The sequence below is a fragment of the Psychrobacter jeotgali genome (genome assembly GCF_904846315.1).
GTDB classification, from domain to species: domain Bacteria; phylum Pseudomonadota; class Gammaproteobacteria; order Pseudomonadales; family Moraxellaceae; genus Psychrobacter; species Psychrobacter jeotgali.
Map to the genome: position 1 here is coordinate 538,709 of NZ_CAJHAF010000001.1, position 14,320 is coordinate 553,028.

Here is a 14,320-nt window from a genome sequence, read left to right on the forward strand (position 1 = left end):
ACTGAGATCGCAAGCTTGTCATGTATATCGCATTTGTCTTAAGACATATCGTTTATCACAATCGCCTCTGGCGGGATAGTCAGTTGGAATGAAGAACCTTTGCCTGAGCCTTGAGTGATACCAAGCTTAGCCGCAAGCTCTATGCCTAAAGCTTCTTTTAGTGCGGTTTGCAGTCTTGATTTTGCGCTTTGAAAGAACTTTTTATCCACGCTTATATCTAAGTCGGCCTCGTTTTTATGATCGTAGTAATAAGTCAGATACTCTTCAGTCAATTGACTGATATGAGACAACTGCTCACTATTAATATTTCTCTCGTTTATGTTTTTAGTAGGGGCAATAACGCCACCTTTACTATCTTTGCGTCGAGCAGCAAACCAGTTTAAAAAAGCCCATTCTCGTGGTGGCAAGTTATCTATAGTAAATTTGCCATTAACGATAGCTTTTCTGCTAAAGGTGTTCAGCTCCAAGCTCACATCCTCATAAGACTCATTAATTTTTTGCACCACTTCGCTAAAGCTGTCTTCTTTTCTTAACTGGTGCTTTGGTAGTATGGCCTCATGCATTCTCACAAACGGGATCTTGGCCAGCCACACTTGCGCCTCTTGAGCATCACCAACGACCTTAGCGTTCCAATCAGAGACTAGGTGCTCTGTAGGCGTCGGATAAAAGAAGTTATTCGCTTGTTCAAATTTCTCATCTACCAATACATGAGACAATGCGTCTTGCGCCCGCCCATATAGCGATAAAGCATAACCAGCATAAAAGCCCATGGTTTTGCGCCCGCCTGCGATGGAGACGTGTACACTGGTGTCCTCCATACTGGTAAAGTCTTTGACCATCTGACAGATAATATCAGCTGAGCGCTCGTTTTCCTCTGGCGTCTTTAGATCCACCAATGGTTTACCCACATGATCGGTAATCACATGGAGATGATCCACTGGGTTAAATTCTACGTCTGACACAATAGGGTAGTCTTGTTTGAGTTGCTCAAATACACCATCTTCAAATAAGCGCTTGCGTATTTGGTTCAAACCATCTTGAGTGCTCAAAACATGAATTTCATCCGGCACCCAGATATCAGACGCATCTTCATCGCAGGCAAGTGCCCAAACGGTTTCGGTAACAATCTGTGGTGTTTTACCGGTAACTAAAAATAAAATATTACGTGACATAAGCATTCCTCTTTTTAAATTTAACAGCGATTTGATATCTCAAATTTTAGCAGAGCTTGTGACGATTTCGGGATCATCACAAGCTTGTGATATTTGTGGCGATTAGGCGATATAGCGACCAAAGTCTAAGAGCTGCTTACCCATGATGACTTCAATACCCGTATCCTTAGCGACAGCAAGTGACTGATCGGAGATGTCAAACAGACTGACAAAGTACTTGTGGGTGTTAAGCCCGCCGACCTGACCGACAGAGTCAAACTTACGCAGATCGGCATTGACCTTGGTCGTCGGGTTGTTTTGGTTATCCCAATTGACAGTCTTGCATTCAAACAGGTGCAAGTAGCTTGAGTTGATATAAGCTACATCGACTTCATTGCCGTCACTGGTTTTTTTGAACTGTAGGCCAATTTGTACATCGACTTGTTGTTGACGAGCAATATAGTGCTGAACGATGAGTAGTCCGGTCAGCACTTCAAACCATTTGCCTCCGACAAATTCAACCGCTTGTTTAGTCTTCCAAGTGACCGTCCCCGCTTCACTGTCGTAACTAAAGTAAGGCTGCGGCAGTTTGGTGAGTAATTTGAGCCACGTGATGCATTGTTTTAGCCGATAGCCATCGCGCACTTCAACTGTGTGCGGGAAGCTGTGCTCAGGCTCGTTGATTACCTTTGCTGCAAGTGCATTGAGTACAAACACCAAGTCTTTTGCTTTATCAAGATTGATGTCTAGGTACTTATACATCTGCTGGATATAGTGATACTGCTGTGCTGGCAAAGCCAAAAATGAGGTCTCAGAACTGACGGTTTGATAGCCGCGCCCTTTTAGACGGGCTTCAAGGTTTTCGGGTAGTACCAAGTCGTAGCATTGTTTGCCCGGTGGCCGGTTGTACCAAACCAGCTGATTGTTGGCTCGGCTTTGATAGACACAATCATAGCGGCTGCTGATCTGTGCGATCTGGTCTTGAGCGATGCTCATCAGCTTAGTGCCGCCAGTAATATTAAAGATGATCTGTGAGGCTTTATTGTGCGCAATCCATTGCAGCAGGACGTCTTTGATCGCCTCGACGTTGTTCTCCTCAACACCGTTTTGTAGTGGCAGCTCCTCTATGGTCACAGAGGAATCCTCAGAGCCAATTTGCAGTGCGTTTAAGACACTGGTCAAATTATCTACGTAGCCTTTTTCACGAGTAAACTCAGTACTGATAATGACGATCTTTTCGATGTCAGTATTGCTTTGTTTAAAGAAATGCCAAATCAGATAGTAGTTGGCTTCGGTTTGGGCGGTGGCAGTAACAAATAAAGTTTTCAAGTGTGCATCCTTTATATTTTGACAGTAAGTAATCGTGATGTCGTTGCGATGTAGTGTATTAAACCTGATATCGCTCAGGGCGTGTTAGCTTCACAAGCTTGTGAGGTTCTTGATCGGTGATAATAGATTTAGTCTCTATATCTTTTCAAAGATGAGCTGATACTGACCTAAGCCCATCGTGGTGCTTTTGCCGATATGCAAGTATTGTCCGAGCTGTAGGGCGGGTAAGAGGCGAGTAAGCGTAGGGTAATCGCCTGTGAGATGAATATCGCCTTGTAGACCATATAACTGCATTTTACGCTGTTGCCGATTGGAGCGCCGTGCTACGTGATTGGGACGAATGTCGCTATCTATCTTTAAAGCCACGATATCTTGTTTGAACTGATGATAGGAGTCATAACCGATATCCCATGCCTTATCAGGGCTGTGGTTGTCTTGGCATAAGCGAATACGGTTATAAAGCGAGGCAATAAAGGTGGTACTGTCGAGCTGCTCAGGATGAGAGATAATCCGGTTGTCTTGCTGATAGCGAAACGGGGTCAAAAAGCGCATGGTTAACGGTATAGGTAGGCTTGTATTAGGCTTAGGCAGAGTAATAACGCTTATCGGACTTTTAGGGTCAGGCAGATGCCCGTTGGCGATACGTGGTAAGTCTTTATGGGAGTAAATAGGTTTATCCTCACTCGACACCTGTAGTAAGGTTGCGCGCTTATAGGGCTGATGGGTGCCTAGTCCTGTTTGTAGCGCCTGTTTCCATGCTTTGATGATAATATTTTGCGCGTGTATAGCGGCGCCCATAAGGGTCATACTAAAGTGCCAGATGTCACCTTTTTTATAAACACGGCACTGATCTTGCGGTATAGAAGGGATATGAATGACATAGGGATTGACCGCTTGGACGTTACTTGACTCCAGTGCTGGCGTTTCAAAGATACTAGGAAACGTACAAAACTGCTTTATAGGACAGTCCTTACATTCCGGCAGGGCGGTGATGCACGTTAAGTCACGTAGCGCTACGCCAAATGCGCCGCGTAACATAGAGCCTGAATGAGCTGGTAAGCGCAGCGTGTCCTCTTGACGCACTGTCAATTGAAGCGTAGTCAGATTGGCGATATGCAAACTTGCAGGCGCAGTAGAATGAATGTCCATGTTTATTATCCAGTCAGTTAACTATAAAAATACTCACACTACCTTAAGCCCAAGCACAAGTTTAGATAAACATGCTGACTATAATAAGTGAAGTCTATAAAGTCTAGTCCTATGACAAGCTTGTCAAATTATATATAACTATGTGCTGAAGCGCCTAATGGCAGCTTGTTCCATAACATCGCGGTATATATCATATATCGAGCCATCCAGTCGGGCATTGTCAATGCGATCAAGCAGCTCAATTAAACCGTAGTAGTGTCGACCTGCTTCTAACTGCTGCTCAGTGACTGCCTCAAGCGCTTGCACATCAGCGGCGCGGCGAGCTTGTAGCTGAGCGAGCTGCTCTTTTAAGATCTGGCGTTTGGGTGTATAGGTGAGTAGCAGGCGCTGGCTGATGCTTTGTATGGCGATCAAGCTTTGCTCAATGTTTTGGCTCAGTGCCACTTTGATTGCCTCTTGTTCTGCGCCTTGTTGCTGCACGTCGTCTATTGCCTCTAGAGTCTGACGGCGCATCTGAGCGCATAAGGCCTGCTGCTGGCGAATAAAATTGGCTTGCTGCTGCTCATAGAGCTGCTCTTCGCGCTCGCGTGTTTGGCGCTCAAGACGCCGCTGTCGGCGCTCAGCACGTTCACGTTCTTCGACTTCGCCGCCTTCAATATATGCCAGTGCTGTCACGCCTGCTGCAATACCGCCTAATAACCAAATCATAAGTTGCTCCTAGTATCCCATTGTGTTTGTCTTTGCCAGTACGACAAGTGCTAATTGTATTACAGCTGACCGAGTGCCAGCCCGCTGCTACGGTATATCTCTATGCTTTGATTACCCATCACTCCATGCGCTGTAATCAGGGCGGACTGCTGCTGATGCAGTGTCTGTATCAGTGCATTAAGCTGCACCAGCTGCTCTGCGCTCATCTGCCGATCAGTCAGGCACTGCGTTAGCGTAGATAGTTGGCGCGTGATGCTTACGCACAGGTGCGCAAGCTGCTGCGACTGCCTGCGGTTATGATGTAAGCTGACTGCAAACGCATCAGCAATAGCTCTCAGCGTCTGCATATAGCGCTCATGCTCATAATGCATACGCTGGGCTGCGATATTCGCTTGTCTGTGCATAGTCTCGCACTGCACAGTCAGCATCTTGGTCTGCACCTGATACTGCCGCGCCTGAGTGCTCAGCCCTAATGCGGTCTGGATAATCTCGCTGAGCTGCCACTGCGCCATATTGCTTCCATTGTAATAGTTAATTAAGTTGGCTGATCGCTTCAGTAGGATTATCATAGCGCTTATGGACAAAAACTGTGCATATCACAAGCTTGTCAGTATGTAGCAATCAGAAAAATCATAAAGGTAGGTGATTTGCGTTGCAAATCTACAAGGCTTGATTTACTATACTTAAGTCGCTCATTATATGAGTGACCTCTAAGCGATTAGGGATGTTTTAGACACTATCTGACGAAGATAAGGTGCGTTATTTAACATTTCAGACGTGTTATTGGTTATTTTTGATCGATTTGTACTTAAAAATTGGTTAAAAAAACATCAACTTTTAAGCCAACATTAGTCGGCTAAAATTTTTATGGTAAGTTATTGATTTTATTAACAATAAAAACCAGTGTACAGTCTGAAACCTTCCCCGATTTCTAGGGGATTAAGACGGACTGCGTTTCTTTTCATCTAACAAATCTACGTCTGAAACCTTCCCCGATCTCTAAGGTGAGAGACGTTAAGAAAAAGCACTGCTTTTTTAGTCTCGCAAGAGAAAGTTCTTTAAATAGAACTTTCTAAGCGTATAAAAGTTGCCTGTCAGAAAATTAATATCACTAAAATTATCCAAGAAGCCATCTATTGCAGATGGCTTTTTTGGTTTTTGGTCGCCTGATACTTGAGCTTAGTAATGCGGTTATCTATCAGTAGCAGGGTGATACATTTATGATAAGTATCACAAGCTTGTCAGCTCACCAATAAGCATAATAAATCGTATAGGATAATGTCTGTTGAGAGTCGCTGTAGTCACTCTACTCTTATTACTAGTCATAGCAGCGCTATCATGGTTTGCATTGCAAATATATAAGGAGTGCTTTAGCATACATAAGTTGTTTTTTAGCAGCCAGCGACCTTTACCCACCACTAACTTGAGCGCGATATCCTTATGATGACTTACCAAGCCCTTGATGCGATAGCGCATGCCAGCCGCCTACATCAAGCCGGTCTCGATGATGAACTACAGCGGTATTATCATCAGTTAACGGGTGATGGCATTGATGAGATCCGGCCGTGGCTGAGTCAGTTGCTACTGCGCTCAGCACAGTATGATGCTGATAGTCTGCCTGATAGTGTCTATCAGCGCTGCGAGGGTTGGCGTGCCTATTTTCAAGGGCAATATATCAAGGCGTATGAGTATTTTCAGCACAGTATCGCAGATAGCGACTGGCAGCGTTATGCTTATGATGCGGCGCTGGGTATGGCAAAGGTTTATACACGTAGTGGTCAGTGGCAGTTGGCTCAAGACTGGGCACTATATTATCTATCACTAGCCCGCTCGTTGCGTGATGACTTTGGCCTGACCAAAGGCTATGGCGCGCTTGCCGAGATTTATTTGCGAGGTGACCAGCCCCGCGCTGCGCTGGCGTGCTTTCAAATCGCCAATCAGCTGATGCCACTAGGGCAAGGGCAGCTTGATAAGCAGTATAATTTTTTGGCATCAGCGCTGATGCGTAACGGGGAGTGGCTACGGGCTGAGACCTTATTACGTAACAGTATCAAGATGTCAACCGATAAACTGGGTATCAATCCAGAAGATATGTCTGCCAAGATCAGCTATCTGCATAGCTGGTCACGCCTAAGCTATCTGCATTTAGAGCGTCAGCAAGATATATGCCTACCTGAGCGTGTCAAGATGCTATTGTCCGAGTTGACTCATCCGGCGCTTTTTGTGCCAGCAGGGTTTGTACTGTCTGCGCTCGCTATCCAAGCGATACGCTATCAGCAATACCACTTCGCCAATGACTATCTAGCATCGTCATTATCAGCCTTTGGCAAGTCAGCTGCTATGGAGTATCAGTGGGTGCTACGCTTGCAGCAAGCGCTATCTGCTGATACTGCTCATGCTCAGACTGAATCTACAAGCTATGCACCGTGTCAGCAGTTGCTTGAGCTATCGCCTATCGCCGCGCCTGACATAAGTATCGTCGTCGATAACACTTGGGCGAACATCGAACTTGATAATGCAGGGTATCAGCCGCTTATCACCGAGCAGGAGTCGTTAGAGTCGCTCACCGAGATGTGGCGTTTATTCTTTATCTAAACAGCTCTTTATCTAAAATCTTCTTTATTTAGACAGCTTTTTATCTCAATCATTATAATTATCAAATAATAAAGGCGTGACTGTATGCAAATGTTAACCCCAAATAGTGTCAATGGCAGTAGCAAAGCCAATTCACAAAAACAAACTATCATTGTCACTGGAGCGGCGGGGGGCATGGGGCGCGAGTGCTGCCGCTACTTTTGTGAACTGGGCTGGCAGGTACTGGCGATTGATCATAATAAGCCGCGACTTGAGCGTCTAGCTAAGCTTGACGGTATCGAGGTGCTGTGCATCGAGCTACAAGATATTGGTTTGGTCGCTGCGATCGATCAGATACTAGATACCATGCCGCCGCTGTGGGGACTGGTCAATCTAGCAGGCATCTCAAAAGGCGATAGTATTGAAAACCTGAGTGAGGCGGATTGGCAAATGTCCTTTGATGTCAATGTCACGCCAGCGTATCGTCTGATTAAAGGCGTCTATGAGCGCATGCACAAAGACTCAAAAGGCGGCAGTATCATCAATGTCTCCTCACCTGTGGCATACATCGGCGCCAGAAAGCCGAGCTACTCTGCGAGTAAAGCGGCGATGCACGGTTTGACCACCAGCTGCGCGCGTAACTTGGGTCAATACAATATTCGCGTGAACTTATTATTACCGGGTACGACCATCACTGAGATGACATCGGACTGGAGCGAGGAGCGCCAGCAAGCGATCGCCGCTGAGAGCTTACTTAAGCGCTTGTGTACACCGCAGGAGATCGCTGAGAGTATTGCGTTTTTATTAAGTGAGCATAGCCGCTATATGAGTGGCAGTATCTTAGATATGACGTGCGGCGGGATGTGGGGACACTGATGACTAAGCAAATGATACAGCCGATAGGTGATAATCAACCTAAATTGCGCTGCGTACTCTTTGGTCTGGGCAATCAAGCCCAAGAGCATCTGCTCGCCTCGCTGAGCCATCCTGACATCGACATCATCGCAGGTATCGACTCAAGCACCGCGCAATGGGAGGCGATACGAACCGCTTACCCTACAGCGGATATACAATTTTTTGACTCACTTGAGGCGTTACTATCCTCAAGCCTAGACTTTGATGCCTTTATCATGGCATTGCCGCATCATGCTTATCAGCCTATTTGGTCTGATATCTTGCGCTGCAATAAGCCTATCTTAAAAGAAAAGCCACTGGGGCGTAACTATCAAGAAGCGCGGCAGTTTATGCAGCAGGCGAGCGATGCTCATTGTGGCCTGATGACGGCCATACAGCGGCGCACGCATCCAAGCTATGTGTATCTGGCACAGTACTTAAGCGACCATAAGCTTGTCGCAGATGAGGTACATGTCCATCTACATTTGGGCAAAGGACAAGTTAATCCATCGCAGTCGTTTGATTTGGGCTGGCGCGGTGACCGTATCGTATCAGGTGGCGGCGCGTTACTCGATGCAGGCTATCACATGATCGATATCTTGATGTATCTGATTGGCGACTTTGATATCGTCGCCGCAACTATGTGGCATGACGAAAAAGTCGATAACGGTATCGAAAATGAAGATCGCAGCTGGCTGATGGCACGCTCACAAAACACTTGGATAGGCGTTGATATTTGGGTAAAAGGCGAGCCAAATAATAAAGGCGGCTATAAAAAGTCCGAGCGCATCGTACTCAAATGTGGCAATCAGCATATCTGCGCTAATAGAGAAGGGGTGTGGGTCGATGATGAGCAGATATATCATACCTCTCGCGAGTGGCAGCAGGCGATGGCGCAGCAATTGACCGACTTTTCTACACGTATTCGTCACGATCGCTGGGATGACAATATAATATGGGATCAGCTGCCGATTATGCTCAAGATAGAACAAGCCTACGCCTTATCTAGCCGTTATTAATGATTCAATGTCAATCATAATCAATCGGTTAAGAGTATACGTCCTATAAGGCACAGCTAATAGCAGACAGTCACTAAAATCTAATAAAACCTTAGCCATCTGTTATGGACAGTCAGAGTTCACGCGCCGTACCACGTATTGCTCAAGCTTAGCATCGAGCGCCGATAGCTGCTCAGCCGTCAACTCAACACCGCGTAACTGCTCTGGAATATACAGGCTTAAATGTAGATAATTCACCCCGAGTACATTTAGGTCAGCGACGATATTGATAGGTAGTGAGCCAATGACGGTATCGCCTGCTGTCAGCATTTCGTAATCGGTAAGATGGGTCAGGTGCGCGTCATAGTGATGACCCGTATGATTCATCCAATCCACCGCGCCCTGATGACGACTGACCAAATAGATACTCATAATCTCTCCTATCGATGATGATTTTATACTGTATATAATAACGACTATGATAATAAAGCGCGATTATACAGACAGTGGTGCAAATAGCGTACTTACGCAAGCTTGTCACGGTCTCTCTATATCACCATGCCACTATGTCGCATAATATTATTATGAGACTTGCTAACATGCGCTCTACACGTTGATGGTTATTAGCTCTGGGTCAAAATAGTAGTTGCATAGCCAAGCGACTTCTATTAACATTGAGAAGTGACAAACAACTGTCACTTCCTAAGTGATTAGGGATAGTTTCAGACATTATCTGATGAAGATAAGGTGCACTATTTAACATTTCAGACGTATTATTGGTCAATTTTTAATCAATTAGTTGCTAAGAATTGGTTAAAAAAACATCAACTTTTAAGCCAACTTTTGTCGGCTAAAAAATTGATTATAAGTTATTGATTCTATTGATAATAAAAACCGGAGTACAGTCTGAAACCTTCCCCGATTTCTAGGGGATTAAGACTTTCAGATACATGACTAGGAAGAGTACTCACTGTGTCTGAAACCTTCCCCGATTTCTAGGGGATTAAGACTTGTCTACAGTGTGGCGGTTCTCATTAAAGTCTAGGTCTGAAACCTTCCCCGATTTCTTAGGTGAGCGAGGAATAATGAGTGTCTGGGAGACACTCATCCGAAGCGCAAGGCAAGAGCTATGCTCGCGCAGGCGTATAAAAATTGCATGTCAATTTTAGCTTCGCAAGTAAAAATCCTTTAAATAGGATTTTTCAAAGACTGGTATGTTAGTCTGAACAGAAAATCTCAGATATGTCAGTCGCTCTAATAGCTCAAAAAGCACACAGCATTTTGTTGTGTGCTTTTTTTATTGCCTATGAATTGTTTAACCTAGCACCTAAAGAGTAGAGGTATCAATCATGCGCATATTTAGTTTATATTTTAGAAGGATTATATTGATAATTAAAACTTAGTTCGGTACTATTGTTGACACGATATTATTGAACTACTGTCCACTGCCACTACGCTTACCATGAGCCATTCTCTTGCAACACAATCCTTTTCGTTTATGACTAATGAGACCTCTATGCCAACTTTTTTTAAAAAATCAACATTAGTACTTAGTGTTTGTGCTTTATTGACCACGCTACCTGCCATGGCAGACTTGCAGAGATTTGAGCAAAGCCATGATGATGAACCAACTAAATGTGGATTCAAAAATGATAACGGTAAAGTTGTTGTACCTGCCAAGTATCATGATTGTGGTACTTTTTCAGATGGTCGCGCGCGTGTCTCATTAAGAACAATGGGAACTATAAGATACTTTGATGGTGATGAGATGCAAGAGTATGAAGACTATGTTTACCTGCAAGGTTATATTAATGATGCAGGTAAACTTGTAATACCTATCAAACATCAAGCGTTTGTTGAAGATATGATGATCGACTACCGCGACTTTAGTGAAGGTTTGCTGGCGGTACATAAAGATGGTAAATACGGCTATATTGACACCTCAGGCAAGCAAGTTATTCCTTACCGTTATAAAGACGCTACTGACTTTAAAGATGGCGTCGCCGTCGTGAGCCAAGGCGATAAATATGGTGTGATTGATAAATCAGGCAAAACCGTTGTGCCTTTCAGATTTGATTGGCTTGATGGTTACTCAGATGATATGGCGAAATATAGAAAGAATACAGATCATGATGCCTATAGTCTGGGTAAGTATGGGTTTGTTAATCGCACGGGTAAGATTGTCATTCCTGCCGAATGGGATGAGGCTTTTGATTTTTCAGAAGGGCTTGCGGTGGTCAAAAAAGGTGATTATGACACTGGTCAGTGGGGCGTGATTGATAAAACGGGTAAGCTCATTGTCTCACCAAAGTACGATCAGGTGTATGTAGAAGGCATGGCAGGCTTCGTTGCTGATGGCGATGGTCAATATAAAAATGGCAAGCTTGATGTCTATAACTTCAATCCAAAGGGCGCTAGTGCATACGATGGCTACGACAGTATCACACGCTACACACTCGATAAGCGCGGCAAGGTCTTGTCCCAAAAAACTTACTCAGAATGGAATGAAATAGAAGCTGAGCGTAACCCTAACTTTTCTTACTCAAGTTCTGAGTGGTGAGTTATCTTTAAACGTCTCTAACAATATAAAGGATAAGACATGTCATTGAGTGATAAGTTATTTATTAGCCCGTCCGTTGTTATCGAGTCTATGCGTGATAACGGCTATAAAAACACAGCTTATGCAGTCGCTGAGTTAATAGATAATAGTATTCAAGCACAAGCCACAGAAGTTTATTTTGTTGTCTACGAAAAACAAGTTCAAAATACTGATGGATCTCAAGGTGGTAAGCAGATCGATAGAATTGCCATTATTGATAACGGCAACGGTATGCCACCTGAAATCTTACATGCAGCCTTAGAGTTTGGAGCATCACAAAATCGTAAAGACTTAAAAGGTATGGGTAAGTTTGGTATGGGCTTGCCAAACTCAAGCATCTCACAATGTAGAAGAACAGATGTGTATAGCTGGCAAGATAGTGAGCTACCATACACTACATATTTGGACATCAATAAAATCCAAGAAGAAAAACAAGAGCATATTTTATATCCTCACCAGCAGATACTTCCTGAATACTTAACATTGCCATTTAAGGGTGCGATACCAAAATCTGGTACGGCAGTGGTGTGGAGTCATTTGGATAAACTACACTGGAAAACATCAACTGCCTTGTTGCGCAATACCCAAGATATCATTGGTCGTATGTATCGCCGTATGATCAACAATGATGATGTCAAGGTGGTTTTCCAAACATATTATCTAACCGAAGATGCATTATTTGGCTCTGAATACGTACTCGAAAATGATGTTCCCTTTATTGCTAATGACCCATTACAGCTAATGGAGAACACTACGTTAAAAGGTGTCAAAGGCTATCCGCAAGAGATAAGTGAACCTGCGTTTGAAAAGGCATTTTATGATCGTTTTGAGATTGTACTCAATAATGGTAAAACAGGAATGGTGACAATAAGCTCATCAACTATCTCAGATAAACTGGTTCAAAAGCTACGCGAAGACTCAAATTCATATATTGGCAATACTGAGGTGGGTAAAAAACTTAAGAACAACATTGGTCTATCTATTATGAGAGCTGGGAGAGAGCTTGATTTGATAGAAAACTTCAAGCTGTTTGATGATAAGTGTAAAGTGTTGCCGTATGATTAGGCAGTATCTAGTCTAAACGACAATCACATAGAATGTGACATCATCTTTCACAGTTATTCTTTAAGCTAGTCAAATATGTGAAAAACTCATTAGATTTTTTTAACTAAAGTTTTAAATCTTAATTAATACATTAAACCACTGGTTATCTCTATCTTTTCTTTGATCTAAAGTTAGCCAAGTCGTATCTTTAATTCTACTATCTAAGTGCAGTTTAATATCTTGCCAGCGCTTTTCATTCATATCACAAAAAAAGCGCTCATTATCAACGCGCTCACCATCGCCATATTTAAATGACATATAAAAAACGCCCCCCTTTTTTAGCATCATTAATAAAGTATTTATCAAAGTAGATAACTCATTAAAAGGGACGTGTAATAAAGACGCACATGCCCAAATCCCGTTGAACTTGTTTTGCCAATCCTTTTTTACTAAATCATTAAAGCTGCAGCACTGCCAATCAATATCTTTTATATGATGAGATTCTGCCCGATCAATCAATTGCTGGCTGCCATCAATGGCGCTTACCCGATATCCTAGACTGGCAAAATATGCCGCATCACGCCCAGAGCCGCAGCCTAAATCTAAAATATACGAGTCATCAGAGTTTGATAAGCTATTTATAAAGGGACGATATAACGCGTCCATATCAACATGGATAGTTTGCTCAATAAAGTCATGAGCATGTTCATTGTAAAAATCTAGCGTATTGGACTGAGTATTCATACTAAAATAACGGACTGGCTTTTGGCGTAGGTTGCCAATTATGAATTAATCGTTCTTTTGAAAAGTTAAAAGACTTTTGCAAAAAGTACTGCCGCGCGCGCTCGTTTTTACCCGTTTGCATGATTAACGTTTCACGTAGTGGATGATGACTGTTAATCAGGTATTCATTGCGCGTATGCAAACGTTGCAATAATTGTAGCGCAGGCACTTGCGCAAACTTGCCGTGCTCGCCGCGATTGCAATCCGTGCAAGATAATACCAAGTTCCAAACGCCATCGACATTCACCGGACGGCAGCAACCGGCATTTGCTACTTGTGGCTTTAGCGTATGCGGAAAAAAATGATCCACGTCAGCAAGCATAGTGTCATGAGAGGCAATACTGATAGGCGTAAAGCAATAAAAACAACGGCTTTTTTGATAGCCATTTAACGCGCCGCGAGAGCTTGTAATATCGGTACGCCGATAGCTAGCATCTTTAGTAAAGAGCTGTTTTGTCGCGTCATCGTATTCGACGCTTAACAAGTTTTTATTCATATTGAGCGCCCACGCTTTTTCAACCAAATTCCAGCGCGCCTCTGTCTCTTGATTGAGGTTATCAGCAGAATTATCAAACACATAAAATAGCTTGAATAGATTGTCGGTTAAGCGAATACCTTTATTATGTTTGCGCTCATCGATAAAAAAATGCTCATCAATCACATCAAAAAAACGCTCATTCACCGCTTTGGTATTGACCACATGAAACGCGTCCAATACATTTCTAAAACCTTTTTTTCGAGTAATATCTATTAAATCAGTTTTACTGATTAATCCATTATTAAAGTTTAAGCACGCTTCAAGAAATGTACTGCTTTTAACTGTAATTTGTTTAGGGCTGTGCTTGAGATGTTCACAAAGATGTAAAGCATTTGGTAGCGCTAAGTCTTCTAATGAAATTAAATCAGAGTCCCTTTCTAAACTGATATCAATCAGGCTTTTTGCGAGGGCAAACTTATAGGAGGCGGTATTTTTGCCAAATAGGATAATGGCGCGCCAGTAGTTCTCTAGTGTCGGTTCGACATCGATAAAGTTCATAAGCTATTCCATAAACTGTATACTGACTAGATATTTTGTCAAAAATAGTTTACTA

The 14,320-nt window shown here is 43.4% G+C and carries 13 protein-coding genes; 5 read left to right on the forward strand and 8 right to left on the reverse strand.

The window, feature by feature from the left end; all coding sequences use genetic code 11:
• Positions 1-38: 38 nt before the first annotated feature.
• From csm6 to JMX18_RS02225, 5 genes are all read right to left on the reverse strand, one after another.
• Positions 39-1,172 (reverse strand): CRISPR-associated ring nuclease Csm6, encoded by a 1,134-nt coding sequence (gene csm6 / locus JMX18_RS02205; RefSeq protein ID WP_227674532.1) that lies wholly within the window; start codon positions 1,170-1,172, stop codon positions 39-41.
• A 102-nt stretch (positions 1,173-1,274) separates the two neighbouring features.
• Entirely contained in the window at positions 1,275-2,480 is a 1,206-nt protein-coding gene (locus tag JMX18_RS02210) for a Card1-like endonuclease domain-containing protein (RefSeq protein ID WP_201583292.1), read from the reverse strand.
• A gap of 135 nt (positions 2,481-2,615) precedes the next feature.
• On the reverse strand, positions 2,616-3,629 hold the full coding sequence (gene cas6 / locus JMX18_RS02215) for a CRISPR system precrRNA processing endoribonuclease RAMP protein Cas6 (protein WP_201583294.1): 1,014 nt from the start codon (positions 3,627-3,629) through the stop codon (positions 2,616-2,618).
• A 138-nt stretch (positions 3,630-3,767) separates the two neighbouring features.
• A complete protein-coding gene (locus tag JMX18_RS02220; RefSeq protein ID WP_201583296.1) occupies positions 3,768-4,337 on the reverse strand; it encodes a hypothetical protein in 570 nt (189 codons plus the stop codon).
• Positions 4,338-4,396: 59 nt separating this feature from the next.
• A complete protein-coding gene (locus JMX18_RS02225; protein WP_201583298.1) occupies positions 4,397-4,849 on the reverse strand; it encodes a hypothetical protein in 453 nt (150 codons plus the stop codon).
• A 928-nt stretch (positions 4,850-5,777) separates the two neighbouring features.
• On the opposite strand from JMX18_RS02225, the gene JMX18_RS02230 reads away from it, so the two are divergent.
• The 3 genes from JMX18_RS02230 to JMX18_RS02240 all read left to right on the forward strand — a co-directional run bounded on the left by JMX18_RS02230 (position 5,778) and on the right by JMX18_RS02240 (position 8,824).
• On the forward strand, positions 5,778-6,932 hold the full coding sequence (locus JMX18_RS02230) for a tetratricopeptide repeat protein (protein WP_201583300.1): 1,155 nt from the start codon (positions 5,778-5,780) through the stop codon (positions 6,930-6,932).
• A gap of 84 nt (positions 6,933-7,016) precedes the next feature.
• Complete coding sequence (locus JMX18_RS02235) at positions 7,017-7,787, forward strand: SDR family NAD(P)-dependent oxidoreductase (protein ID WP_201583302.1); 771 nt, start codon at positions 7,017-7,019, stop codon at positions 7,785-7,787.
• Positions 7,787-8,824 (forward strand): Gfo/Idh/MocA family protein, encoded by a 1,038-nt coding sequence (locus JMX18_RS02240; RefSeq protein ID WP_201583304.1) that lies wholly within the window; start codon positions 7,787-7,789, stop codon positions 8,822-8,824. The genes JMX18_RS02235 and JMX18_RS02240 overlap by 1 nt, the downstream gene beginning before the upstream one ends.
• A 102-nt stretch (positions 8,825-8,926) precedes the next feature.
• On the opposite strand, the gene csx16 is transcribed toward JMX18_RS02240, so the two are convergent.
• On the reverse strand, positions 8,927-9,235 hold the full coding sequence (gene csx16 / locus JMX18_RS02245; RefSeq protein ID WP_201583312.1) for a CRISPR-associated protein Csx16: 309 nt from the start codon (positions 9,233-9,235) through the stop codon (positions 8,927-8,929).
• A 1,084-nt stretch (positions 9,236-10,319) separates the two neighbouring features.
• On the opposite strand from csx16, the gene JMX18_RS02250 reads away from it, so the two are divergent.
• Together JMX18_RS02250 and JMX18_RS02255 are read left to right on the forward strand one after the other, a co-directional pair.
• Complete coding sequence (locus JMX18_RS02250; RefSeq protein WP_201583313.1) at positions 10,320-11,363, forward strand: WG repeat-containing protein; 1,044 nt, start codon at positions 10,320-10,322, stop codon at positions 11,361-11,363.
• Between the two features lie 39 nt (positions 11,364-11,402).
• Positions 11,403-12,467 (forward strand): ATP-binding protein, encoded by a 1,065-nt coding sequence (locus JMX18_RS02255; RefSeq protein ID WP_201583316.1) that lies wholly within the window; start codon positions 11,403-11,405, stop codon positions 12,465-12,467.
• Positions 12,468-12,578: 111 nt separating this feature from the next.
• Here the strand turns inward: JMX18_RS02255 and JMX18_RS02260 are convergent, their stop codons facing one another.
• Positions 12,579-13,190 (reverse strand): class I SAM-dependent methyltransferase, encoded by a 612-nt coding sequence (locus JMX18_RS02260; protein ID WP_201583318.1) that lies wholly within the window; start codon positions 13,188-13,190, stop codon positions 12,579-12,581.
• 1 nt (position 13,191) lies between these two features.
• Positions 13,192-14,265, reverse strand: coding sequence for an HNH endonuclease family protein (locus JMX18_RS02265; RefSeq protein WP_201583320.1), 1,074 nt, complete (start codon positions 14,263-14,265; stop codon positions 13,192-13,194).
• Positions 14,266-14,320: the final 55 nt, after the last annotated feature.